This window comes from Ruminococcus sp. CAG:57 (assembly GCF_000435935.1).
Taxonomy (GTDB): Bacteria; Bacillota; Clostridia; order Oscillospirales; family Ruminococcaceae; genus Hominimerdicola; species Hominimerdicola aceti.
Genome location: NZ_FR890716.1, coordinates 25,940 through 50,848 on the forward strand (window position 1 = coordinate 25,940; position 24,909 = coordinate 50,848).

Annotated in this window: 22 protein-coding genes; all 22 read right to left on the minus strand. The window is 45.2% G+C overall.

All coding sequences use genetic code 11. The features are described from left to right. Nucleotides 1-2,052: DNA mismatch repair endonuclease MutL (mutL, locus tag QVO88_RS04705; RefSeq protein WP_288177783.1), on the minus strand; the 2,052-nt coding region annotated here is incomplete at its 3' end. 14 nt (nt 2,053-2,066) lie between these two features. Next, nucleotides 2,067-2,420, minus strand: a complete 354-nt coding sequence (locus tag QVO88_RS04710) for a TIGR04076 family protein (RefSeq protein ID WP_022287372.1) — start codon at nt 2,418-2,420, stop codon at nt 2,067-2,069. 9 nt (nt 2,421-2,429) lie between these two features. Continuing rightward, nucleotides 2,430-5,045, minus strand: coding sequence for a DNA mismatch repair protein MutS (mutS, locus tag QVO88_RS04715; protein WP_022287373.1), 2,616 nt, complete (start codon nt 5,043-5,045; stop codon nt 2,430-2,432). Between the two features lie 216 nt (nt 5,046-5,261). Beyond that, nucleotides 5,262-5,672, minus strand: coding sequence for a YlbF family regulator (locus QVO88_RS04720; RefSeq protein WP_022287374.1), 411 nt, complete (start codon nt 5,670-5,672; stop codon nt 5,262-5,264). A 36-nt stretch (nt 5,673-5,708) separates the two neighbouring features. After that, complete coding sequence (gene miaB / locus QVO88_RS04725) at nt 5,709-7,109, minus strand: tRNA (N6-isopentenyl adenosine(37)-C2)-methylthiotransferase MiaB (protein WP_022287375.1); 1,401 nt, start codon at nt 7,107-7,109, stop codon at nt 5,709-5,711. 143 nt (nt 7,110-7,252) lie between these two features. Then, on the minus strand, nt 7,253-8,017 hold the full coding sequence (locus tag QVO88_RS04730; RefSeq protein WP_022287376.1) for a hypothetical protein: 765 nt from the start codon (nt 8,015-8,017) through the stop codon (nt 7,253-7,255). 152 nt (nt 8,018-8,169) lie between these two features. Continuing rightward, nucleotides 8,170-8,508: a phosphoribosyl-ATP diphosphatase gene (gene hisE / locus QVO88_RS04735; protein WP_022287377.1), complete on the minus strand. Its 339-nt coding sequence runs from the start codon at nt 8,506-8,508 to the stop codon at nt 8,170-8,172. Between the two features lies 1 nt (nt 8,509). Beyond that, nucleotides 8,510-8,863: a phosphoribosyl-AMP cyclohydrolase gene (gene hisI / locus QVO88_RS04740; RefSeq protein ID WP_022287378.1), complete on the minus strand. Its 354-nt coding sequence runs from the start codon at nt 8,861-8,863 to the stop codon at nt 8,510-8,512. Further along, a complete protein-coding gene (locus QVO88_RS04745) occupies nt 8,863-9,240 on the minus strand; it encodes an SdpI family protein (RefSeq protein ID WP_022287379.1) in 378 nt (125 codons plus the stop codon). Before QVO88_RS04745 ends, hisI begins: the two co-directional genes overlap by 1 nt. Nucleotides 9,241-9,245: 5 nt before the next feature. Further along, complete coding sequence (gene hisF, locus QVO88_RS04750; protein ID WP_022287380.1) at nt 9,246-10,001, minus strand: imidazole glycerol phosphate synthase subunit HisF; 756 nt, start codon at nt 9,999-10,001, stop codon at nt 9,246-9,248. 1 nt (nt 10,002) lies between these two features. Continuing rightward, nucleotides 10,003-10,617, minus strand: coding sequence for an imidazole glycerol phosphate synthase subunit HisH (gene hisH, locus QVO88_RS04755; RefSeq protein ID WP_022287381.1), 615 nt, complete (start codon nt 10,615-10,617; stop codon nt 10,003-10,005). Then, entirely contained in the window at nt 10,618-11,196 is a 579-nt protein-coding gene (hisB, locus tag QVO88_RS04760; protein ID WP_022287382.1) for an imidazoleglycerol-phosphate dehydratase HisB, read from the minus strand. Between the two features lie 18 nt (nt 11,197-11,214). Further along, the gene (gene hisD / locus QVO88_RS04765; RefSeq protein ID WP_022287383.1) at nt 11,215-12,504 is read right to left on the minus strand and encodes a histidinol dehydrogenase; all 1,290 of its coding nucleotides are present in this window, start codon (nt 12,502-12,504) and stop codon (nt 11,215-11,217) included. A 29-nt stretch (nt 12,505-12,533) separates the two neighbouring features. Further along, a complete protein-coding gene (gene hisG, locus QVO88_RS04770; protein ID WP_022287384.1) occupies nt 12,534-13,169 on the minus strand; it encodes an ATP phosphoribosyltransferase in 636 nt (211 codons plus the stop codon). Between the two features lie 19 nt (nt 13,170-13,188). Next, entirely contained in the window at nt 13,189-14,388 is a 1,200-nt protein-coding gene (hisZ, locus tag QVO88_RS04775; protein WP_022287385.1) for an ATP phosphoribosyltransferase regulatory subunit, read from the minus strand. Nucleotides 14,389-14,568: 180 nt separating this feature from the next. Further along, nucleotides 14,569-19,047, minus strand: coding sequence for a PolC-type DNA polymerase III (locus QVO88_RS04780; protein WP_022287386.1), 4,479 nt, complete (start codon nt 19,045-19,047; stop codon nt 14,569-14,571). Between the two features lie 15 nt (nt 19,048-19,062). Then, nucleotides 19,063-20,115, minus strand: coding sequence for a flavodoxin-dependent (E)-4-hydroxy-3-methylbut-2-enyl-diphosphate synthase (ispG, locus tag QVO88_RS04785; protein WP_022287387.1), 1,053 nt, complete (start codon nt 20,113-20,115; stop codon nt 19,063-19,065). Nucleotides 20,116-20,129: 14 nt separating this feature from the next. Further along, entirely contained in the window at nt 20,130-21,170 is a 1,041-nt protein-coding gene (locus QVO88_RS04790; protein WP_022287388.1) for an RIP metalloprotease, read from the minus strand. Nucleotides 21,171-21,496: 326 nt separating this feature from the next. Continuing rightward, entirely contained in the window at nt 21,497-22,642 is a 1,146-nt protein-coding gene (locus QVO88_RS04795) for a 1-deoxy-D-xylulose-5-phosphate reductoisomerase (RefSeq protein WP_022287389.1), read from the minus strand. Nucleotides 22,643-22,766: 124 nt separating this feature from the next. After that, complete coding sequence (locus QVO88_RS04800) at nt 22,767-23,597, minus strand: phosphatidate cytidylyltransferase (RefSeq protein ID WP_022287390.1); 831 nt, start codon at nt 23,595-23,597, stop codon at nt 22,767-22,769. A gap of 3 nt (nt 23,598-23,600) precedes the next feature. Then, nucleotides 23,601-24,332 (minus strand): isoprenyl transferase, encoded by a 732-nt coding sequence (locus tag QVO88_RS04805; RefSeq protein WP_022287391.1) that lies wholly within the window; start codon nt 24,330-24,332, stop codon nt 23,601-23,603. A gap of 3 nt (nt 24,333-24,335) precedes the next feature. Next, nucleotides 24,336-24,890 carry a ribosome recycling factor gene (gene frr / locus QVO88_RS04810; RefSeq protein WP_022287392.1) on the minus strand — a complete coding sequence of 185 codons (555 nt, stop codon included), beginning with the start codon at nt 24,888-24,890 and terminating at the stop codon, nt 24,336-24,338. Nucleotides 24,891-24,909: the final 19 nt, after the last annotated feature.

The following is a 24,909-nucleotide window of genomic DNA, read 5'->3' on the forward strand; positions in this document are numbered from 1 at the left end:
GATGTCTCTTTTGGTGAGGGTTATCATAACAGGTCTGCCATGAGGGCAATATCTGATATTTTCCTGACCATAAACGGCGTTCACGAGCGCCTGCAATTCTATTCCGCTGTTGGTATCGTTCGCCTTTATTGCCGCTTTGCAGGCGATAGAATGGTAGAGGTCATCAAAAAGCTCTATTTGCGGATTGAGTTTATTCTCGATAAAATTCTTTGCAAGTTCGCTGATTATATCCGCAGGGTTATCGTCACCAAGAATGATAGGCACGCCCTTTACTGCAACAGTTGGCGCAACGTCCGGCTCTATCTCAAAGCCAAGCTGTGACACCTTATCGAGGTTTGCGGTGAGAGCGTCATACTCGTCATAAGAAAGCAACACCATGATAGGCTCTAGGAACATTTGCGTTTCAAGCTGTTCGGCATCGCTTTTTATCCTCTCGAAAATATATCTCTCATGGGCGGCATGCTTATCCATAAGTATCATCTCGTCGCCCACCTGTGCCACAACATAGGTCTTGAAAAGCTCGCCCACCACAACAGGCTTCGGCTTTTCAGGCTCTTTCTCCTCCACGATAACGGAAACAGGCTTTTTCTTTGTGAAGCTTTGAGCGTCGATAAACTTGAAAGCTTCTCCGCTCTGCTCCTCCGGCTCTTCGGGAAGAGGTATCTCGCTTATCGCTTTGTTTATCTCCTCCACTGTCACCTTATGGGGTTTCGGCTCAGGACCTGAAAGCTCTGTGACGGCTGTTTTTCTCTTTGCAGGCTGTTCAAGGCTTGCAAGAAACATATCGTCACTGCCGCTGAGTTTTTCTTTTTCTTCCTCAGTTATGCTCCTGCTCTCCACAGTTTTAAGCGTTGGTGCAGGCTTCTGATAGCTGTACGAATTTTCGTACTGTTTCTCTGTCTGCGGCTTTGGGGCAGGTATATCAGCCTTTGAGGCAACAGGCTTTTGACTATTATCCTCCATAGAGAATTTAAGCTGGACGCTGTTATCTTTTTTAGGTATATCAAAAAGCTCTCTGTCGGTGAAATTACGCTTGTTTTCAAGGTGCATCTCATTAGGTCTGTCATTCTTCATAAGGGAATTTTTCACCGCAAAAAACACAGCCTCGTGCATAAGCTTTTCGTCTGAAAAACGCACTTCTATTTTAGTAGGGTGGACGTTCACATCTATGGTGTTCGGCGGAATATCAATATAAAGCACGCAAGCTGGGAATTTTCCCGTCATAAGAAGATTTCTGTATGCCTCTTCCAATGCTGCCGCACAAGCCCTTGATTTCACATATCTTTTGTTCACAAAGAAATTCTGAAAACGTCTGTTAGGCTTTGCAGACAGAGGCTTCACAGTGAAGCCTGTTATGTGCATACCCTGCCATGTATAGTCAACTTCAAGCATGGAGTTTGCAAAATCTCTGCCATAAACTGAATAAACTGCGGAATATATCTTGCCGTCCCCTGCTGTCAATATCTCAACTTTATTATCCCTGATGAACTTGAATGATATCTCAGGGTGTGAAAGGGTAAGCTTTGTAACAAGGTCTGCGGCAAAATTGCCCTCTGAAACGTCCTTTTTCAGAAACTTTAGTCTTGCAGGAACATTATAGAAAATATCCCTCACAACGAAAGTCGTGCCGTCAGGACAGCCGCACTCCTCGCAGGTCTTTTCCACTGCGCCCTCGATAACATAATGCGTGCCGTAATCCTCCTCGGGACGTTTCGTAAGCACGTCTACCTTGGATACGGCACAGATAGAAGCAAGTGCTTCACCTCTGAAGCCGAGGGTCATAATACTGTCAAGGTCATTTTTTACTGATATCTTACTTGTTGCATGACGAAGAAAGGCTATAGGCAGATCATCTTTTGAGATACCCTTGCCGTTATCCGTCACTCTTATATAGGTGCGGCCGCCGTTTTTTATCTCAACTGTTATGACGTTCGCACCTGCGTCTATTGCGTTTTCAAGAAGCTCCTTTATTATTGAAGCAGGTCTGTCTATTACCTCGCCTGCCGCAATAAGCTCGGAAACTTCCTTGCTCAGAACTTTTATTTCTGACATTTTTCTATCCTTTTCTATGGCTCTTTCCAAAAGCCGCCTGTATGAAAATTCTCCTTGCCTGTCGGCTTTGCTGTCAAGCGGAACATGACACAGCCGTCAGGACAGACGATAGTTTTTGTATATTTGCTGTCGCCGCCTATCTTAGTCATATCGCCGCCGCTGCGGACAGCTTCCATAATGGGATAAAGCATCATCATTGTTTTACTGCAAATGCCATAGCCGTTCTTATTCACAGGACAGCCATAGGTGCAGAAATATTTATCCCCTATCTCCTCTCCGTTTCGGCAATATCTTTCAGTATGGTCGCCACGGAGAAATCCCGTGACCTCTATTTCAAACTCGTACTCCTCGTCATACCACTTTTTCATAACGCTCACCTAAACATATTTCAGCAAGTCTTTCACAAAATCTCTAAGCTCGCTGTCGGTCATTTCGTCTATGTTGGTTTTTCTAAGTCTGTCGGTAACGATGCTGTCGCTTATTTTGTCAAAGGATATCTGGTCGCTTTCTATCTGCTGAGCGGCAAGTCTTGCCTTTTTGTTTTCCGCTTCAAGCTGTTCGAGAAGCTCTTTGGCTCTGTTTATTATCTTGTTTGGCAGACCCGCAAGCTTTGCAACTTCTATGCCGTAGCTTTCGTCAACTCCGCCCGGAACTATCTTTCTAAGGAACTTGATACTATCCCCCTGACGCTTTACTGCGACAGAGAAATTTCTAACGCCGTCAAGCTCTTTTTCAAGGCTGATAAGCTCATGATAGTGTGTTGCAAACAGGGTCTTACAGCCCATTGATCTGTTGGTGGAGATATACTCCGACACTGCCCTTGCAATGGAGATTCCGTCAAAGGTTGAAGTACCTCTGCCCACCTCGTCGAGGATAACAAGGCTGTTCTTGGTGGCGTGCTTTACGATATCTGCAACCTCGCTCATTTCCACCATGAAGGTAGACTGACCTGCGGTAAGGTCATCAGAAGCGCCTATTCTTGTGAAAATCTGGTCGACCACAGATATTTTTGCATAGTCCGCAGGCACAAAGCAGCCTATCTGCGCCATAAGGGTGATAAGAGCAACCTGACGCATATAAGTTGATTTACCTGACATATTCGGACCTGTTATGACAGCCATTCTGTTGCTTGTAAGATCAAGATATGTGTCGTTAGGCACGAACACCTCGTCTTTCTGCATAAGCTCAACAACGGGGTGTCTGCCGTTTTTGATATCAATAATGCCGTCAATGGCTATCTCAGGCTTTGTATAGTTATTGTTCACCGCCGCAGTTGCAAACGAGCAAAGCACGTCTATCTGCGCCACTGCTGTGGCAGTTTCCTGCACAAGTCTAAGCTGTGTGGCTGCAAAATCTCTTATCTCCGCAAATATTTCCTGCTCAAGAGTAACTATCTTATCGCTTGCACCGAGGATAGTGTTCTCTGCGACTTTAAGCTCGTCCGTGATAAAACGCTCGCAGTTGGCAAGGGTCTGTTTTCTTATATAGTTGTCAGGCACAAGGTCATAGTAAGACTTTGTTACCTCGATATAATATCCGAAAACTCGGTTATAGCCTATTTTCAGATTTTTGATACCCGTTTTTTCTCTTTCACGCTCCGCAATATCATCAATTATACCCTTGCCTCCTGAGATTATATTTCTCAGTCCGTCAAGCTGTTCGTTGAAGCCGTCTTTGATAACGTTGCCGTCCTTGACATTAACAGGCGGTTCGTCAACAATGGCGTTCTCAACAAGGTTTGAGATAGCTTCAAGGGTGGATATTTTATTGTTGCAGTTTGCAAGAAGCTTTGAATCAAAACCTTTGAGAAGCTCCTTTATCTCAGGGAGTTTAAGTGCTGTCAGCGACAGTGATTTAAGATCTCTAGGGGTAGCGGTCTTATACATTACCCTTGTCATGAGTCTTTCAAGGTCATAGACTCCTCCCAGTATCTCTTTTAGCTCTCCAAGTTCAACAGGCTTCATTGTGAGCTGTTCAACAGCGTCAAGTCTGTCGATTATCTTTGCAGGATTGACAAGGGGCTGTTCCAGGAAGGATTTTAGCATACGCTTGCCCATTGAAGTTTTGGTATGGTCAAGCACCCATAGGAGCGAGCCTTTTTTCTCTTTATTTCTGAGAGTTTCTGTAAGCTCCAGATTTCTTCTTGCAGTGAAGCCGATAGTCATGATAGGGTCGGCGTCATGCTTTATTATCTCGGAAAATCTGCCCACCAATGCTTTCTGTGTATCGTGTATGTATGCAAAAAGCCCGCACACTGCAAATGCTGCAACTGTGTCAGGCTTAACGCCAATAGATTCAAGGCTGTTTGTGGAAAACTGTTTCAGCACCTCTTCTGTATGTATCTCAGGGGAAAAATCGTTCTCCTCCAAAAGCTGAACGCTGGTCTTGAGCTTTTCTCTTATGAAGCTTGAAAGCTCTTTATTTGAAAGAAAAGCGTCATTTATAAGAATCTCCGCAGGGGAAAATCTCGACAGCTCATTTATAGCCGAACTTGTCATTTCCTTGCCCTCAAACTCAAACAGATGCACCTCGCCTGTGGAAATATCCGCAAGGCACAATGCGCTTTCCTTGGCTCTCATATAAAATGCACAGATATAGTTGTTGGACGTTTCATCAAGCATACTGCTTTCGATAAGCGTACCCGGTGTGACTACTCTTATGACCTCTCTCGGCACTATTCCCTTGCACATTGCAGGGTCCATGGTCTGCTCGCAGATAGCCACGTTGTAGCCTTTTTCAATAAGCTTTTTCAGATAAACGTCGCAGGCGTGGTGAGGCACACCACACATAGGCGCTCTTTCCTCAAGTCCGCAGTCACGACCTGTCAAGGTAAGTTCAAGCTCTCTTGACGCAATGATAGCGTCATCAAAGAACATTTCATAAAAATCTCCCAGTCTGTAGAACAGTATATGGTTTTTATATTTGTTCTTTACTTCAAAATACTGCTTCATCATAGGTGACAGCTTTGAAAAATCTATATCTTTGGTTTCCACTCAAACTCACTCCGTTTCATATATTTATCATACCGCAATATTCTCATGCTTTCAAAATGCGGGCGAACACTGTTCGCCCCTACTTGTTTTTTCGATACGAACACTTTTGGTGTCATATCGCCATAGAAATTATCCGCCCCAGTCCGAAGGTATCTTCAGATTCGGGCAGACGGGGGATAAGCTCCCCCTGACTGTTATTCGTTTTTTGATACTGTCTTAGTGACAGCCGCCGCATGATGCGCAGCTTCCTGAACAGCTATGAGGAGCTTCCTCTGGGCAAGTCATTGGGTCTTCGCCGTTTGCAGCCATTGAGATGATATAGTTTACAGAGCCGAGAAGCTTATCCATAACTTCTTTAGCTTCGTTAAATGCGATCATCTTAGGCATAGCCATGATCTCGTCATAAAGCTCTCTGATCTGAGTGTCAAGTGCTGTCATCTTCTCGCCGTCCTTATCAGGCTTCTGCATCTCAACGCTGAGCTGTGAACGGAGCTGATTGAACTCGCCTATTTTGTTCTGTATCTCAACATCTGTATCATTGATAGAACAAGCCTCCATATAAGCCTTGTATCTCTCGTCTTCCTGAATAGCCTGTCCAAGCTTTCTTGTCATTTCAATTACATCCATGGTAATTCTCCTTTAAATATTATTCAGCTTTCGCTGTTATTTATCTTCAACAAGCTCGCCTCTCAAAGCCCAGTTCATTGCTTTTGTTATGCGAACCTGAATGAATTTACCGATATATTTTTTATCCGCTTTCACCTCGACGATCATATCCTCGTCGCTCTTGCCTGTGAGATAATCAGCGCCAGTTCTGCCCTCGCCTGTTGGCAGCACGGTTACAGTTCTTCCCACAAATCTTGAAAGCCACGCTGTTGACACCTCTCTCTGCTCCAAAAGCAGTTCTCTCAGCCACAGACCCTTCTGCTTGTCTGAGATGTGATCCTCCATTTCGGCAGCCTTTGTGCCGCTTCGTCTTGAATACACAAAAGAATAGATATTATCGTACTTTACCTTTTTGATAAGCTCCTTAGTTTCGCAGAATTCCTCGTATGTTTCACTTGGGAAGCCAACGATAAGGTCTGTTGTGAATGAAAACTCAGGGTCTTTGCTTCTGGCATAGTCGATTATTTTCAGATAATCCGCCGTGGTATAGCGGCGATTCATAAGCTTTAGTATCCTGTCTGAGCCTGCCTGCACAGGAAGATGCAAATGCTTGCACACCTTTTTGCATTCAAGTATAGCGTCAATAAGCTCATGGCTTGCGTCCTTTGGGTGGCTTGACATAAATCTTATGCGAAAATCGCCCTCTATCTTGTCAAGCTCTCTCAAAAGCTCAGGAAAACCATAACTGTATGAATTAACGTTCTGACCTAGCAGTGTTATTTCTTTGTATCCGTTTTTCACAAGTGCTTTTACCTCTGCGATAACGGACTCAGGCTTTCTGCTGCGTTCTCTGCCCCTGACGTAAGGCACTATGCAATAGGTGCAGAAATTGTTGCAGCCATACATGATAGGCACGAACGCTCTTATCTTATCGTCACGAAGTTGCAAGAAATCCTCGTTTATGTCAACATGATTTTCTGACAGATTGAATATCCTGTCATGCTTTGATATTATCTCCCACAGCATATTATACATATCGTTGTATGCAAAAGTTCCGAAAACAAGATCCACCTGACGGTAGGTCTTTTTTATCTTCTCGGCAACGTGCTTCTGCTGAGCCATACAGCCGCAGATACCTATAATAAGCTCGGGATTGTTTTCTTTGAGATGTTTAAGGTCGCCAAGTTTGCCGAACACCTTGTCCTCGGCATTTTCTCTTACAGCGCAGGTGTTATACAATATAAGCTGAGCCTCGTTCACATCGGACGTGAACTCATAGCCCACCTTTGAGAGCATACCTTTTATCTTCTCGCCGTCGCTGACGTTCTGCTGACAGCCGTATGAATGGATAAGGGCAAGTGGCTTGTGACCGCAAGTTCTTTCGTATTCACCAGACCATTGGAGCAGCTTCTGCGGAGCGGTTTCCTCATTTATTATTTCCGAAAAATTCTCAGTCATTGATATCCTCATTTCATTTCGTACATTCCTTTTAATTATAAATCTTTTAAGGCTTCTTGTCAAGCGTTTTGGGAGCGAAGAGCCAAACAGGTTGCTTTGCAAAACAAAAAGGGGCAGAAAACTCCGCCCCCATAGATCACATATTATCCCTGAGCTTCGCCCTGACCCCCTGTATCATTTTCTTCCTTGCAGTGGGGTTCTTCAAGTCCTCTTGGGAAAAATTCTACTGTCGGGAATGCTATCTTTTCAAACATCTCACATGGGCTGTCACTGTTTGTGGAACACTCCTTGCCAGGTACGCAGTAATCATATACAGGCACCATTATAGGCACAGGTCTTGACAACTGAATGATAGCGAAAAGTCCGATAGTGATAAGAACGTTCTTTTCCTCGCTTGGTGCAGGCTCTGCGACAAGCTTTGCGTCAAGACACATTGGCGCTGCTACGCTCACAGAAGCGCAAGGCATTGCCGCTGTGCAGCAACAGCATGAGCAGCCGCTTGTAGGCGAGGTGGTGACGACCTGGTTCGGCTCGCAGGTAGAAAATCTCTGTGTGCCGCCGTCGCTGCCGAAAAGAATAACTTTTTTTGTGAATGATGAGGTGCCGTAAACTACTGTTGGAGCTGCGCCTGCTGCTTCATATGCTTCTATCTGCGCCCTGAATGTGTAAGTAACGTCAACTGCATAAAAGCCGTGGTTGAATGCCACCGGAGATATTGCAAAGCTTACGTCTGTCACGTCGATACAAGTGCTTTTGATATACGCCGCAGCGTTTATCACGGTCTGGTCTGCCTGGCTGAATGTAAACGCAAGATCCTCCAGACAATCCTGTGACGAGCATGAATCAAACACACGCATTGCCTCGATACACATTGCTTCCTTGAAAGGTTTGCCGTTAAAATCGCTCATAGTAAGTCCTCCTATAAATCAAATCATGGAAGTTTTTTTACTTCGCTATATTCTATTCGGCAAAAGGCTTTTGTGTGCTTAAATTTCTGAAAATCCTCTCATAAAGCAAAAAAAGCCCTGCGCATGAACGCAGAGCCTTTGGATACATATAATCAGGTGTTCTTGTCTACCTGATGAAATTTCTTCAGATTGCCTATTTTTTCGTTTCTCTCGTCAAGGACCTTTTCCACGTCAGACCACTCAAGTCCCTGATTTGCCGCAAGCACCATAACGTGATAGAGAAGGTCGTTTATTTCGTTTTTCAGCTCGTCATTGTCACCGTTTTTAGCAGCGATAACTGTTTCTGTAGCCTCTTCGCCCACCTTTTTGCAAATCTTGTCTACGCCCTTGTCAAAAAGATAAGCTGTGTAGCTGTTCTCCTGCGCCTTGCCTGCCTCATAGTCAGCTTTACGCTGTTTTATTACCTCGAAAATTTCCTGATAAACTGTCATTTTATTCTTCCTCCGTATTATATATCTCATTGAAAAAGCAGCTATATGAGCCTGTATGGCAGGCTACACCTGTCTGCTTTACGTTAAGAAGCAGGGTATCGTTATCACAGTCCGCATAGATAGAAACCACCTTTTGCAGATGACCGCTTGTTGCACCCTTGTTCCAATATTCCTGTCTTGATCTGCTCCAATACCATGTATAGCCTGTTTCAAGTGTTTTTTTCAGGCTCTCCTTATTCATATAAGCAAGCATAAGCACAGTTTTTGTATCCACATCAAATGCGATAGCAGGGGTAAGCTCGCTTTTTACAAAATATTTATCCAGATCGTTTATATCAACTTTTATTGGGTTCATTATTTGTCCTTTCTGTTGCCGTCTTGGTCGAAATTATCTTTGAGTGCTCGTTCTGTTGGTACTATCGTCCAGCACAAAAATACCACCTGTATCACTTCAGCTATGCACATTATCACAGTCGCCTTGCCGCTGCTCATAAAGAAATATGGAACACAGACCAATGCCGAAATTATCGTCATGACCGCTCCGACCTTTACCCACAGACGTCCGCAATAATTGTGGGCAAAATCCCACGTTTCCTGATTTTTCAATGACATAGCAGTGCGATAGCCCACCAAGCAGTTGATATCTTTCGGTGTATGCTTATACATCAGATAGCCGCACAATATCATAAGCACTGGTATAAACAAAGTAAATACGATATTGAAAACAATCATTATGCTCACCTCACGATAATTCCCTTGCTCCTGCAATCGTCCTTTACCTGCTGTACTGTCAGCTCTTTGAAATGGAAAAGGCTTGCCGCAAGAGCCGCTGAGCAATCAGTTTCAAGGAAAGCGTCAGCAAAGTCTGAAAGCTTTCCTGCTCCGCCGCTTGCGATAACAGGTATCTTTACAGCACTGCACACAGCTTTCAGCATTGGCAGGTCAAAGCCGCCCCTTACACCGTCTGTGTCGATAGAGTTCAGGCATATCTCACCTGCACCAAGCTGTTCGCACTTTTTCACCCAGTCGATAAGATCCATTCGCATATCCACTCTTCCGCCGTTGATGTAGACCGTCCACTTGTTGTCGCCGACCTTCTTTGCGTCAACGCCAACGCAGATGCACTGACAGCCGAAAATATCCGCGCCGTCTTTTATAAGCTGAGGATTCTGCACTGCCTGAGAGTTCACAGACACCTTGTCTGCGCCTGCACGGAGAGTATCTCTTATATCGTCAACAGTTTTGATACCGCCTCCAACAGTGAGCGGTACAAATACCTTTTTGGCTGTTTCACGTACAACGTCCAGCATAACGCCTCTGCCCTCGTGGGAGGCTGTTATGTCATAGAAAACTATCTCGTCTGCACCCTGCAAATTGTATTCATATGCACATTCAACAGGGTCGCCGACTTCTTTTATGCCCTCGAAATTTACTCCCTTTACAACCTTTCCGTCACGCACATCAAGGCATGGTATAATTCTTTTTGCAAGCATATTATTTTACCTCCTGTGACATTTTCGCAAAGTTTTCAAGTATTTTAAGACCAGTTTTTCCACTCTTCTCAGGGTGGAACTGACAGCCGAAGATATATCTTCCGTCCGATACCACCGCAGGGACTTTCGAGCCGTATTCGCAGTAGGCATACAGACTTTTATTGTCGCAGAAAGCCTTGTATGAGTGTACGAAATAGACATACTCGTCATCACCCAGACCGTCAAAAAGAGGACAATCGTGGTTATACACAAGCTTGTTCCAACCCATGTGCGGGATAACGAGGTCAGGCTCGTTTATCTTGTCAACATAGCCACCGATAAGGCCAAGACCCTTGCACTCCTCAAACTCATAGCTTTTCTCAAAAAGAAGCTGCATTCCAAGGCATATGCCAAGGAAAGGCTTTATTTTAGCCTGCTCCTTGATAGTGTCGATAAGACCGCTAAGACCGAGCATATTCATTGCCCATGGGAACGCTCCCACGCCGGGGAGTATAATTGCGTCGGCTTTTTCGATATCTTCTTTTTTGTCTGTGAGCTTGTTCTCAAAACCAAGATAGTCCAGAGCGTTTTTTACAGAGAATATATTGCCTGCACCGTAGTCGATTATTGCTATCATTTAAAGCACTCCTTTGGTGGATAAAACTCCTGTTCCTGTTATTTTTACAGCGTCCTTCAAAGCGTGAGCCACTGCTTTGTACATTGCTTCTGCAATATGGTGGTCGTTCTTGCCGTACTCCTCACGGATATGCAGTGTTATGCCTGAATTGAAAGCAAAGGCTCTGAAAAATTCTTCTGTCAGGCAGGTGTCATACTGACCTATCCTGTCATCATGGAACTCAGCATTGAACGCAAGAAAAGGTCTGCCGCTTATATCCAGTGAGCAGAATGCCAGTGCTTCGTCCATTGGCACGAAAGCCGAGCCATATCTTGCAATGCCTGCTTTGTCGCCCAATGCTTCCGCAAAGGCTTTGCCCAAGCATATGCCAACGTCCTCAACTGTGTGGTGTCCGTCAACATAAAGGTCGCCTGTACACTCAACGTCCATGTCTATTCCGCTGTGAACGCCAAGGGCTGTGAGCATATGGTCAAAAAAGCCTATGCCTGTGTTTACACTTACCTTGCCCTCACCGTCAAGCTTCACGAACACCTCTATATCAGTTTCCTTAGTTTTTCTTTTTATCTCCGCTGTACGCATTTTCATCACCTTTACCGCTTAAAATCTTACCTTTATTGCATTTGCGTGAGCCGTCAGACCCTCTTTTTCTGCAATAAGAACGATATCGTCTTTTGCTTCTCTGAGAGCGTCCTCGGTATAGTATGTAAAGCTTGAACGCTTTTCAAAGCTGTTTACTGACAGAGGCGAGAAGAATCTAGCTGTGCCGCTTGTTGGAAGAACATGGTTAGGACCTGCATAGTAGTCGCCAAGCGGCTCTGAAGCATACTGACCAAGGAATATTGAACCTGCATTATCAAGTCTGCCAAGATACTCCATAGGGTTTTCAAAAAGCACTTCAAGGTGCTCAGGAGCAAATCTGTTTGCAAGGTCGCAAGCTTCGTCCTTTGTATTGCAGATAAGGATAGCACCGTAATTTTCAAGAGAGCTCTCGATTATCTCTTTTCTTGAAAGGCTCTGCACCTGTCTGTTTATCTCTTCGATAGTTCTGTCTGCAATGCTCTCGCTTGTTGTAACAAGGATAGCGGAAGCAAGCTTATCATGCTCAGCCTGTGACATAAGGTCTGCGGCAATGAACTTAGGGTTAGCCTTTTCGTCAGCCATAACAAGTATCTCGCTCGGACCTGCCACCATGTCTATATCAACAACACCATAAAGAAGCTTCTTTGCTGTTGCAACATAGATATTTCCAGGGCCTACTATCTTATCGACCTTTGGTATCTCCTCTGTGCCGTAGGCAAGGGCAGCAATAGCCTGTGCGCCGCCGCTCATGAACACTCTGTCAACTCCGCAGAGAGCTGCTGCCACAAGAATATCCTTATTTGGTGTGCCGTCTTTGAGCGGTGGAGTTACCATGATTATCTCCTTAACGCCTGCTATCTTTGCAGGAACAGCGTTCATAAGCACGCTTGACGGATAAGCTGCTGTGCCGCCCGGAACATAAAGACCAACTCTGTTAAGTCCTCTTACCTTCTGACCGAGAATACAGCCGTTATCCTTAGCATTTATAAAGCTCTGTGACTTCTGTCTTTGGTGAAAATCTGTGATGTTCGCAACTGCGTTGAGCATTGCGTCAACAAAGTCCTGATCGGCTTCAGTGAGAGCGTCATTTATAACATCTCTTGGAACTTCATAATACTCTGGGAGCTTGCCGTCAAACTTTTCTGTATAAGCCTTTACAGCGTTGTCGCCACCCTCTCTGACAGTTTCGATTATTTCATTAACAACGGCTGTGACCTTCTTATTTGTTTCGCCACTTCTCTTTTCAAGCTGCTTGAAAAACTCTACCTCGTCTTTGCCGTTGACAAAAATCTTCTTTATTTCAGCCATTTCAATACTGTCCTTTCCGTTTATATAAACTACTTGTCGATATTTTCTTCAACAAGCTTTACAAAATTCTCGATCTCCTGCTGGCGCATTTTCATGCTTACCATATTTACGATAAGCCTTGCAGAGATAGGGCAAACGTCCTCGATGACTTCAAGGCCGTTTTCTTTAAGTGTCGTGCCTGTTTCAACGATATCAACGATACCGTCTGCAAGCTCAAGGAGCGGTGCAAGCTCAACTGAGCCTTCTATCTTGATGATGTCAACGTCCATTCCCTTTGCTTCAAAAAATCTTCTTGTGATGTTAGGGTATTTTGTTGCAACTGTCTTGACATCAAATCCGCCGTAGAACTTTGAGCCTTTCTTTGTGGCAAGTGCAAATTTACATCTGCCGAAGCCGATATCAACAAGCTCAAAGAACTTGCCCTGCATTTCCATGATAGTGTCCTTGCCAACAACACCCATATCGCACACGCCATGCTCAACGTATGTGATAACGTCGTTTGCCTTTGCAAGCACAACTTCAAGGTTTCCGTCAGGTACAGGAAGAATAAGCTTTCTTCCCTTTTCTCTTATTGCGGTACAGTCATAGCCTATCTTCTCTAAAAGACCGACTGTATCCTTTTCAAGTCTGCCCTTTGTAAGAGCTATCCTAAGGGGTCTGTTCATTTTAACTTATCCTCCAAACTTATATATCAAGCTCTGTTATCTCGCTGCCAACGACCACAAGCTTCTTTATTCCCTTTGACTTTGCGTAAGACTTTGTTTCATCGAGGGTGTTGAAAAGCGAGTTTTCAACTGTCAGACCCTCTCTTACGAGTGTCTGAGCATATTCCATGGCTTCCACCACGTAGCCCTTTTCGCCAAACACAACTGCGTCAGGAGTTCTGAGCTTTGGTGCTCCGCCTAGCTTTTCGATATGTCTTGCAACAGAGTCAACGCTTATGCCGAAGCCCACCGCCGGGCAATCGTTGCCGAACTCTGCCAGAAGTCTGTCATATCTTCCGCCTTTAAGCACCGACTGACCGACCTCTGAAAGATAGCCCTTGAACACAATGCCTGTGTAGTAATCCGCATGACTCACGATGCCAAGGTCAACAGATATCTTGCCCTCATAACCAAGGCTTGAAAGTCTGGTGTAGACCTCTTTAAGGTTATAAAGTATGCCTGTTATCTTATCGTCAGTATAAATATCAGCAGCCTTGTCGAACACCTCAACACCTCCGAAAAGTCTTGGGAGCTGTCTGAGCGCATTAGTCACCTGATTGTCGCCCACCTCGTCAAGTATATCGTTAAGTGCAGGATAGTTCTTTGCAGAGATAAGAAGTCTTATCTCCTCTCTTACTGCGTCGTCAACGTCAAGCTGAGCCACAAGCTCCTTGAAATATCCGATATGACCTATCTCAAGTCTGAAATTCTCCTTATCAAAGCTTGAAAGGGCTTCAACAGCAGTGCATAGCACCTCGTAATCTGCTCTCTTGGAATTTTCTCCGCCAATAAGCTCGATACCTGCCTGAACTACCTCGTCTGAACGTCCTTTGAGCAGGGAGTTATTTTCAAAAATGCTCTGATTGTAGTATAGTCTAAGGGGAAGCTTTGCTCCCTTTAATCTTGTGGAAGCAAGTCTTGCTATGGGTATCGTGGAATCAGGACGCATAACGATAAGTCTGCCCTTTGAGTCTGTAAGCTTATAAAGGCTCTCCTGCTGGAAGTTTCTCGAGCTTCCCATAAACAGATCATAAAACTCTATTCCCGGTGTTACCACCTCGCTGTAGCCAAAGCCCTCAAACAGCTTTGACAGCCTGTCCTCCACCATTCTTCGTGCCAGACAGCCCTCAAACAGCAGATCTCTCGTACCCTCAGGGGTTATAAGATCATATCTTTTCATACACTTTTCCTTCCTGTATATAAATTATAGATTGTACTTTCTATGTTGTTATGTAACGCCTTCGCTCACTTTATCGTAGTAAAGTGATAGCATAGTATCAACACAAATAATTTTATCACACCCGCCCTTGTTTGTCAATAGTGTTACAAGGGCAAAGTATGAAATTGTGCATAGTAACTATCAGAACAACGATATCTGGTTAGATTTAGGCATATCGCCGAAAGCTCCGTTTTTCTCCAGAGTTTCGATAACAGATTTGGACACTCCGCTCTGCTGTTGGAACTCCTCGATAGAGATAAACTCGCCGTTCTGCGCCTTTTCGTAAATGCTTATCGCCGCAGACTCGCCCACTCCGTTAAGTGAACAGAACGGAAGCCTTATCTTGCCGTCCTCTATCTGATAGATAGTTGCGTGAGATTTTTTGATGTTTACAGGCAAAAAGTCATATCCACGGCTGAGCATTTCATTCACAAGCATGAGAATTTCAAGCACACCGCTGTCCTTACCCGACACCTCGTCTTTTGGTTTATTCTTTATTTCTTCTATCTTGCTTCTGACGATATATTTTCCCTTGAGAGCGATCTCTGCGTCAAAATCCTCGCCCTTGACCGTAAAATAAGTTGCATAGAACGCAAGCGGCTCATGCACCTTGAACCAACAAAGTCTTATAGCTGCCGTAACATATGCCGCCGCATGGGCTTTCGGGAACATATATTTTATCTTCAAACAACTGTCGATATACCACTCCGGAACGTCATGCTGACGCATATTCTCTTTCATTTCCTCTGTGAGCAGTTTCGGAGCTTTTCCCTTACGGGTTATCTCCATTATCTTAAATGACAGCTTTGGCTCAACGCCATGATAAAGCAGATATGTCATGATACTGTCACGAGTACCGATAACATTTGAGATATCGCAGGTGCCGTTTTTGATAAGCTCCTGTGCGTTGCCGAGCCATACGTCAGTGCCGTGTGAAAGTCCTGATATCTGCAAAAGGTCAGAGAAGTTTTTCGGCTGACAGTCAAGAAGCATTTGTCTTACGAACGGCGTACCCATTTCAGGTATACCGAGTGTTCCCGTCTGACACATTATATCCTCCTCCGTCACTCCAAGTGACTCAGGGGAAGTGAACAGCGAATAGACCGCAGGGTCAGACATGGGGCAATCGAGGATATCTCGTCCTGTGAACATTTCCAGATACTTATACATTGTCGGGTTATCGTGACCAAGTTCGTCCAACTTCAAGATAGTATCGTGGAGAGAATGGAAGTCGAAGTGGGTAGTGACCATGTCAGAGTCCACTTTTTCCGCAGGGTGCTGAACAGGTGTGAAGTCATAGACCTCATAGTCGCTAGGGATAACGACCATTCCACCCGGGTGCTGAGAGGTCGTTCTCTTTATGCCGCAGCAGCCAAGCTTAAGACGCTCTATCTCAGCCTTTGGCACTGTTTTTCCACGCTCGTCAAGATATTTCATAACATAGCCGAAAGCTGTCTTTTCCTGGATCATGCCGATAGTACCGGCTTTGAACACATGGTCCTCACCGAAAAGAACTTCCGTATATTTATGCGCCTTTGCCTGATAGTCACCTGAGAAGTTAAGGTCGATATCAGGGGCTTTATCGCCGTCAAAGCCAAGGAACGTTTCAAATGGGATATCGTGTCCGTCACGGTGCATATTCTCTCCGCACACAGGACAGTTTTTCGGCGGCAGGTCAAAGCCTGAGCCTACCGAGCCGTCTGTAATGAACTCGCTGTGGTGGCAGTTAAGACAGACATAGTGTGGCACAAGAGGATTTACCTCAGAGATACCCGACATGGAGGCAACGAAGGACGAACCTACCGAGCCTCTTGAACCTACCTGATAGCCATTCTCGTTAGAGTTGGCAACAAGTTTCTGAGATATCATGTAAAGCACTGCAAATCCGTGCTTGATAATAGAGTCAAGCTCTCTTTTAAGTCTTTTGAAAACAAGGTCTGGAATGTGTCCCTCAAAATATTTTGATACGTCAACGTCCTCGCCCTCAGGAACTTCTATAGTCTCAGGGTCGCAGTCGCCGTAAATGGAACAGCATTTCTTCCAGCATATATACTGAAGCTGATAAACCGAGCCTTCGATAAAAGGCGTATAAGTACCGTTCGGGAACGCTTTCAGATCAGGGTCTACCATATCAGCCACGTTGTTTGTATTCGTTACAACGACCTCAAATGCCTTTTCCTCGCCAAGATAGCTCAGCTCGTCAAGCATTTGGTTTGTGGTCTTAAGGTACAAAGGAGGCTGAGTATCGGCGTCAGGGAAGCCCATTGAAGCCTGTATCACCGACCTGAACTGTGCGTCGGTCTTGTCCATAAAATGCACGTCGCCTGTTGCACAGACGGGTATGCCCAAGTCCTCCCCAAGTTTTACAATAAAGCGGTTTATATCCTTTATATCCTCCGCTGTGTGTATCCTGTCATAAGGAGGCTTTTCGGTGGTGAGCATAAATTTGTTGTTTCCGTCAGGCTGGATCTCCAGATAGTCATAAAAGCTTGCTATCTGCTTGATCTCCTCATAGTTTCTGCCCTCGAGATAAGCCTGAATGACCTCGCCACGCTCGCAGGCACTACCGAGGATAAGACCCTCACGGTGTCTTACAAGCTCAGATTTTGGTATTCTCGGACGTCTTTTGAAATATTTAAGATTGGAGTCTGATATAAGCCTATACAAATTTTTCAGACCCGTGTTATTTCTTACGATAATAATTTGGTGATAAGTCGGCTTTGCAAGCACCTGATTTTCATTTGCAAGCAAACTGTTGAGCATATCCACTGTTATAAGAATCAGAGGATACTGCTCCATGAGCATTTTCGACAGCCTTATGAATATCCCTGCAAGCACCTCTGCGTCATCACAGCCACGGTGGTGCTGAAAATCCCCAAGTCCGAAATGCTCCGCCACATAGTTGAGTTTATGCTTTTCAAGCTCCGGAAGCATTATCTGCGACATTGGCACAGTGTCTATAGAAGAATATTTTATCTCGATGCCCTGTCTTTTTGCACAGGCGGATATAAAGCCCGTATCGAACTGAGAATTGTGCGCCACAAGAACAGGGTCGTCACCGATAAACTCCTTGAATTTAAGGAGAGCTTCCCTTTCGCTTGCACCGTCCTTTACCATATCGTCAGTGATGTGGGTGAGGTTTGAGATAAACTCAGGGATAGGTCTTTCAGGGTTCACGAAAATATCGAGCTTGTCCACAACTTCAAGATCTCTCAGCTTGACAGCGCCTATCTCGATGATCCTATCTTCATTAGGATTTGTACCCGTAGTTTCAAGGTCAAAGCAGATTATCTCGTCTGTAAGTTCACGCTTGTCCGTTCCACGGAATATCTTTTCGTCATTATTGACCTCGTATGACTCTATGCCGTAAAGCACCTTGAAGTCACCGCCGCCCTTGCGTATGCCGATACAGGTATTTCCGGCGTCAGGATAGCCCTGAACGACACCGTGGTCTGTTATGGCAAGTGCTTTGTGTCCCCATGAATAGGCTCTTTCCACAAGCTTGCCCGCAGGAGTGAGAGCGTCCATCATAGACATATTGGTATGGCAATGAAGCTCCACACGCTTATGCTCGCAGGTATCCTTTTCCTTTTCACGCTTTACGACCATAATGCTGTCAGGCTTGATATTTATAGAATGGTCGAAATCGTCCTCCTCTATCTCACCTGCCACAAGTATGGTCTTGCCTGCCTTAAGGTGTTCCAGCATTGCCTCAAGCACTGCCCTTTTCAAGCCTTTCATGTTTCTGAAATTCTTGTTTGAGCCTATGAACTTTATAGAGTTTGAGGAAGTATAGTCGGTAAAATTCAGGTGTGCTATAAGCATACCCGACTTTGTTTCCTTTGTTTCCACAGGTCCGAAAATATCGCCCCAGACCACCACACGTCCACGGTAATCCGCAGGGATATCTTTCATCTGCATCACCTGCTCGTTTCCTGATATTGGCGCACCCATAAGCACAAGAGCGTCATCGCACAAAAGCGAGAACCTTGTGAAGTCCACATTTGCAGTTCGGAAATCCACAGAAGCACCGCTTGCAGTATTAGTGGTAACAGCCGCCTTTTTCTCAGGCTGTGCAGGGTCTATTTTCGGCACAGGGAGGGAGTTCAAAAACTCCTCCTGCTCACGCTGATGCTCTTCCATATCAGTTTCAAGCACACCTGTGAGCTTTATATCCGCCCTTACGGAAAAAAGCTCCATGGTGAGCGCAGGAAAAGCCGTTTCTATGCCCGCCTTTTTCAGCAACGCTTCGCCTCCGTGTTTTATATCCACGGTGAAAACGCCGTTTTCATAAACAGCCTCAGCGTTGTCAAAAAAGCCGTTCACAAGAGGAAATCTGCTTTTAAGGAACTTGCAAAGCTCAGGAAAATACTCCGCACAAAGCATATCAGGGGTATATTTGAGCTGCAAAATAAACTTTCCTGCTCCGAGAGCCGCCCTCATTTTCATTTCAAATTCCACTGTGCTGTCAAAAGGCACCAGCTTGTCAAAAGCCGCCTGACAGGTAAAGGTGCCGTTTTCTTCGTTATAGCCCAGCCTTAATATCCTGCCCTTTTCTATCACAGAGGGTATAAGCTCCTTATAGTTCTCAAAGAAGCTTTCAATGGTGTATGTATTCATTTATGGTATATCCTTTTAAAGTTTTTCTATTTCCGCCAGAAGCGCAGGCAAAGCCTCCTCCTCTGATACCTTTCTGAGCTTTTCACCGTGGCTGAATATCACCGCACAGCCGTCACCGCCTGCAATGCCTATATCAGCGTTGCCAGACTCGCCTATGCCGTTCACAACACAGCCCATAACGGCTATCTTGATATCCTTGTCTATATCCTTGGTGGCTTCCTCAACCTTTTTAGCAAGACCTATAAGGTCTATCCTAGTTCTTCCGCAGGTAGGGCAGGAAACTATCCTTACTCCGCCACTCTTGCCGATAGCCTTTAAAATATCCTTTGCGGCGTATATCTCTTTTACAGGCTCGTCGGTAAGTGAAACTCTTATAGTTTCGCCTATGCCGTCGCACAGAAGCGAACCTATACCGATAGATGATTTTATAAGACCCATTCTCTCGGTGCCAGCCTCAGTTACTCCAAGGTGCAGAGGATAATTACAGGTCTGTGCACACAGTCTGTATGCCTTTATCATAGTCGGCACGTCTGATGACTTTATAGAAATAACGATATCCTCAAAGTCGCACTGCTCCAAAATTCTCACATGACCCATTGCACTTTCCACAAGAGCCTCCGCAGTTGGCGAACCGTATTTTGCAAGAAGCTCCTTTTCCAGAGAGCCGCCGTTCACGCCTATCCTGATAGGGATATTTCTTTCACGACAGGCTTTAACCACCGCTTTCACCCTATCCATAGAGCCGATATTTCCGGGGTTAATCCTTATCTTGTCGATACCAGCTTCCGCCGCCGCAATGGCAAGGCGATAGTCAAAGTGGATATCCGCCACAAGAGGGATAGAGATCTTCTCTTTGATAGCAGGGATAAGCTTAACGGCTTCCATGTTTGGTATAGCCGCTCTTACTATTTCACAGCCAGCCTTTTCAAGCTCCACAGCCTGCTTAACAGAGCCTTCTATGTCCGTAGACGGCACATTGAGCATTGATTGAATATATATTTTTTTTCCGTCAAGGACAAGTCCTCCCACCTTGACTGGTCTTACGTTTCTCTTATTTTCACCTGACATAAACAGTTCCTCCTTTAAACAAGCTTGATGATATCGCTCACTGTCACCACTACCATAAGAAGCAACAGAGCCGCCATACCGATAGCGTGTACCATTCCCTCATGCTCAGGCTTGACAGGCTTACGGCGTACCGCTTCGATAATAAGAAACAAAAGTCTTCCGCCGTCAAGTGCAGGCAATGGCAAGAGATTGAAAATGCCGATATTTATGGTCATGAACGCACCCAGCGACAACATTGTGTCAATAAGTGACGACCAATCTATTTTACCTGACTGGCTGTCCCTTTCGCTGTCGATAACATTGTCGATAGTATCAACGATACCCACAGGACCGCTGAGGTCTTTTATGGAATACTTTCCTCTTATAAGGTCGGCAAAGGAGATATAGATAAGTCTGCCGTCAGTACAGCCCTGCTTAAAAGACTGAGTTATCACAGAGCCGACGGTCACAGCTTTTGGTGCGACCTTGAAATCAATGTGCATGGTATTATCGTCCGTTGCAAAGGTGACATCTTTAAGCTCCACCTTTTTTCCGTCACGCTTCACCACCATATCGAACTTGCCGTCCTCATCGTTGCCAAACTGATAGGACATATCCATAGTAGTGAAAATCCTCATGCCGTTGACCTCGATTATCTCGTCACCCACCTGCAAGCCGGTCGATTGGGATATAGCGTTATCCTCAAACCACGATATAGTGGTGGTTGCGATGCCGTCAGACCTTGCGGTGCTGATACAAAGGATAATATATCCAAGCACAAGATTCATTATAACGCCTGCCACCACGATAAGCATTCTTCTAGGCAGGCTCTTGTTGCAGAAAGCACCCTCGTCACCGCTGCCGTTATCTTCGCCCTCCATGGCACAATAGCCGCCTATGGGAAACACACGCCAAGCGTAAAGGGTATCGCCCTTTTTCTTTTTGATAATGGCAGGACCCATGCCAATAGCGAACTCGTTGACCTTTACTCCGCTGGCTTTCGCCGCAATAAAGTGACCAAGCTCGTGTATTATTATGATAGCTTCAAAGATCAATATTGCAAATAATATACTCATTTTTTTACCTCGCATGAACACTCTGTGCGTTTGATTTACTAATGTTGTGGTAATTTATTTTCTGTAGGGGAGCGGCACAATTTCTGCTTTGCATAAATCCGACGTCCCGACCCCTCCGACATTTCGTCTACAATCTCATTTGTGTTATCCACATAATGTTTTCTACATAAGCTCTGGATAATTCAAACCTCGCTCCTCCGAGCGGGCTGTCGAGGGCGCCAGCCCCTACAAATATTCGGGATAGTTTATCTTGCCGCAAAATCGCTTTGCTCGGTATGGCTTTGCCATTCCTCACTCCTCACTCCTCACTTAAAAGCCGCTCCTCACTAAGCTTCGATAAGCTCCTTCGCTCTCTTCCTAGCCTTTCTATCCGCTTCCAGCACATCTTCCACGCACTTTATCTCTTTTCGTGGTGTATTCTCGCAGACATTCATTACTATCCTGCCAATGTCAAGAAAATCTATCCTGCCGTCAAGAAAAGCCGCAACGGCTTCCTCATTCGCTCCATTCACTGCCGCAGGAAGATTTCCACCGATAGTGACAGCCTTTATACAAGCCCTCAGACAATCGAACGTATCATAGTCAGGCTTCTCGAAAGTGAGTTTTCCATAGTCTGTAAGGGACAGCTTTTTCACATCGCATTCCACTCTTTCAGGATAAAGCAGAGCATACTGTATGGGTATTTTCATATCAGGCACGCCAAGCTGTGCGATAACAGAATTATCCTCATACTCCACCGCTGAATGTACAACGCTCTGTCTATGGACAACTATCTCGATCTGCTCAGGTCTGAGCTTGAAAAGCCACATTGCTTCGATAAATTCAAGACCCTTGTTCATAAGCGTAGCAGAGTCAATGGTTATCTTTCTGCCCATTGACCAATTAGGGTGATTAAGAGCCTGCTCAACTGTCACGCCCTCTAGGTCAGACTTTGTTTTGCCAAAGAATGGTCCTCCCGAAGCAGTAAGGATTATCCCTTTGAGCTTGTTGCCCTCGTTTCCCTGCAGGCACTGAAAGATAGCCGAATGTTCGCTGTCAACAGGATATATCTTCACTCCCTTTTCAGCAGCCGCCTTTATAACAAGCTCACCGCCTGCCACAAGTGTTTCCTTATTTGCAAGTGCAATGTCAGTGCTTTTTTCGATAGCCGTAAGGGTTGGCACAAGACCCACCATGCCAACGACTGAGTTGAGCATGATATCGACCCCGTCCATTCTTGCTATCTCTTTAAGTCCCTCCATGCCTGTGGATATTTTTATGCCAGTGCCACTGAGAAGCTTTTCGAGCTCTGCCTTTTTGTCCTCACGGTAGATGCACACATGCTCAGGCAAAAGCTTCTTAGCCTGAGCCGCAAGCTTTTCAACGTCAGAATTTGCCGCAAGCGCCTTTACTTTAATATTATGCTTTGCAGCCACTTCTAATGCCTGCGTGCCTATAGAACCCGTTGAACCGAGTATGGTCATTGTTTTCATTTATTGTCCCTCATCATATAAAATAAATTCAGGCAATTCCGCATAAAGATGGTTTGCAAGCGGTGTTGCCTTAATAACGCTTAAAAGGGGTAAGCCTAAGCCTGCCCCTAAAAGTCATAATTTTCTATTTAAGTATGAGCCCCTGTGTGAACATATAGTACATAAAAGGTGCAACGAGCAGAACGCTGTCAAAGCGATCCATTATTCCACCGTGACCCGGCATTATGTTGCCATAGTCCTTTATACCTGTCTGTCTTTTTATCACCGAAGCTGTAAGGTCGCCCACAAGTCCGATAAGAGCCGCAAGCATACCTGCGATAAGAACGCCTAGATAGTGGATAGGCTCGCCTTTAAGTACGAACTGATAGAACAGGCTTATTATAAGCATAAGAATACCATTTGAGATAACACCGCCTATAAGACCCTCCACAGTTTTCTTAGGGCTTATCTCAGGGCAAAGCTTTGTTTTGCCGAAGAAAGTTCCTGCAAAATAAGCACCGCTGTCAGCCAGCCAAGCCGCTGCAAGAGTAAGAACTATCATAAACACGCCCTTGCCGCCCAAGCCTGCCATTGTGACCAAAGTTGAGAATGAATACGGCAGAAGTATGCCCACGCCCAGCATGAAGAAAAACTCTGTATACTGGAATCTTGTATGCTCTTTAAGATAAAGCAGACACATTGCTATAACGAAAAGCCCCATGTAAAGCTTGTAGCTGAAAAAGTACAGCCAGCCGTGTCTGTAGAACACAGGCATGAAAGCGTCCACAAAGGCAAACGCACAGCAGGCAATGGTCTGATACTTATGCTCTGTCATTTTTGTCGCCCTGAATATCTCATATATTGCAAGTGCAGAAATTGCGCCCACCGCAATATTGAACAGGAACGTTCCGTGTGCGATAAGCAGTATCACTGCGATAACAATGGCAACTGCCGCAGATTTAATACGGGTAGACATTTTTTACACCCCTCCAAATCTTCTGTTTCTTTCGCTGTATGCGATAACAGCCTTGTCAAGGTCGCTGCCTTTGAAGTCAGGCCATAGGATATTTGTGTAATAAAACTCCGCGTAAGCCGCCTGCCATATCATAAAGTTTGACAATCTTTGCTCTCCGCTAGGTCTTATAACAAGGTCAACAGGAGGTATCTCCTCAGTGTAGAGATTTCTCTCTATCATATCCATTGTGATATCCTCAGGCTCCAGCTTGCCTTCTTTCACCTGCTGAGCCAATTTCTTAGCCGCATGGCAAATCTCGTCCCTGCCGCCGTAGTTGATAGCAAGCACAAGGGTCATAGAGTCAAAGTCCTTTGAGTCCTCCTCAACGGAAGCCATTTTCCTTTGCAGATTTTCGCTGAGCCTTGTTCTGTCGCCTATAAAGCGCACCCTGATATTCTCCTCGATAAAGTCCCTGACCTCGTCAAGATACTTTTCAAAAAGATCCATAATTGCGTCTACCTCGTCCTTAGGTCTTTTCCAGTTCTCGGTAGAAAACGCATAGTAAGTTATATATTGTATTCCAAGCGCCTTGGCGTGTCTTGTTATGGCACGAAAGGTCTTTGCGCCCTCTCTGTGACCGAACTTTCGGGGCAAGCCCCTCTTTTTCGCCCATCTGCCGTTGCCGTCCATGATAACGCCCACATGAACAGGCACAGACACATTCTCTCCAAGGCTTATCTTCTCATCCTTTGCCATGGCTTAGATAGAGAGTATCTCTTTTTCCTTTTCGGCAACGTGACCGTCAACTTCCTTAACGAACCTGTCAGTAAGCTTCTGGATCTCGTCCTCGCAATCCTTAAGATCGTCCTCTGTGATCTCGTTGTTCTTCTTCATTGCCTTGAACTTTTCCATAGCGTCACGTCTGATAGAACGGATAGCGACCTTGCACTCCTCGCCCATTTTCTTGATGTCCTTAACAAGCTCCTTACGTCTGTCCTCAGTGAGCTGTGGGAAAGTAAGTCTTATAACAGAGCCGTCATTCTGTGGATTGATGCCGATATCAGAAGCCTGGATAGCCTTTTCGATAGGCTTGAGAGTTGACTTATCCCATGGCTGTATAACAAGCACTCTTGCCTCAGCAACAGAAACTGCTGCCATCTGTGTAACAGGTGTCATTGCGCCATAATATTCTACCTGGACTTTGTTGAGTACGGACGGATTAGCTCTGCCTGCTCTGATGCCTGCAAAGTCCGAAAGCATAACGTTTATGGATTTCTCCATTTTTGTCTTAGCATTTTCCTTGATCTGTTTCATATTCAAACGATCCTTTCTT

Coding starts and splice junctions, on each gene's coding strand:
- QVO88_RS04710 (WP_022287372.1), bottom strand. CDS start 2,420: ATGAAAAAGTGGTATGACGAGGAGTACGAGTTTGAAATAGAGGTCACG.
- QVO88_RS04720 (WP_022287374.1), bottom strand. CDS start 5,672: ATGGATGTAATTGAAATGACAAGAAAGCTTGGACAGGCTATTCAGGAA.
- miaB (WP_022287375.1), bottom strand. CDS start 7,109: ATGACTGAGAATTTTTCGGAAATAATAAATGAGGAAACCGCTCCGCAG.
- QVO88_RS04730 (WP_022287376.1), bottom strand. CDS start 8,017: ATGAGCGATTTTAACGGCAAACCTTTCAAGGAAGCAATGTGTATCGAG.
- hisE (WP_022287377.1), bottom strand. CDS start 8,508: ATGACAGTTTATCAGGAAATTTTCGAGGTAATAAAACAGCGTAAAGCT.
- hisI (WP_022287378.1), bottom strand. CDS start 8,863: ATGAACCCAATAAAAGTTGATATAAACGATCTGGATAAATATTTTGTA.
- QVO88_RS04745 (WP_022287379.1), bottom strand. CDS start 9,240: ATGATTGTTTTCAATATCGTATTTACTTTGTTTATACCAGTGCTTATG.
- hisF (WP_022287380.1), bottom strand. CDS start 10,001: ATGCTTGCAAAAAGAATTATACCATGCCTTGATGTGCGTGACGGAAAG.
- hisH (WP_022287381.1), bottom strand. CDS start 10,617: ATGATAGCAATAATCGACTACGGTGCAGGCAATATATTCTCTGTAAAA.
- hisB (WP_022287382.1), bottom strand. CDS start 11,196: ATGCGTACAGCGGAGATAAAAAGAAAAACTAAGGAAACTGATATAGAG.
- hisD (WP_022287383.1), bottom strand. CDS start 12,504: ATGGCTGAAATAAAGAAGATTTTTGTCAACGGCAAAGACGAGGTAGAG.
- hisG (WP_022287384.1), bottom strand. CDS start 13,169: ATGAACAGACCCCTTAGGATAGCTCTTACAAAGGGCAGACTTGAAAAG.
- hisZ (WP_022287385.1), bottom strand. CDS start 14,388: ATGAAAAGATATGATCTTATAACCCCTGAGGGTACGAGAGATCTGCTG.
- QVO88_RS04780 (WP_022287386.1), bottom strand. CDS start 19,047: ATGAATACATACACCATTGAAAGCTTCTTTGAGAACTATAAGGAGCTT.
- ispG (WP_022287387.1), bottom strand. CDS start 20,115: ATGTCAGGTGAAAATAAGAGAAACGTAAGACCAGTCAAGGTGGGAGGA.
- QVO88_RS04790 (WP_022287388.1), bottom strand. CDS start 21,170: ATGAGTATATTATTTGCAATATTGATCTTTGAAGCTATCATAATAATA.
- QVO88_RS04795 (WP_022287389.1), bottom strand. CDS start 22,642: ATGAAAACAATGACCATACTCGGTTCAACGGGTTCTATAGGCACGCAG.
- QVO88_RS04800 (WP_022287390.1), bottom strand. CDS start 23,597: ATGTCTACCCGTATTAAATCTGCGGCAGTTGCCATTGTTATCGCAGTG.
- QVO88_RS04805 (WP_022287391.1), bottom strand. CDS start 24,332: ATGGCAAAGGATGAGAAGATAAGCCTTGGAGAGAATGTGTCTGTGCCT.
- frr (WP_022287392.1), bottom strand. CDS start 24,890: ATGAAACAGATCAAGGAAAATGCTAAGACAAAAATGGAGAAATCCATA.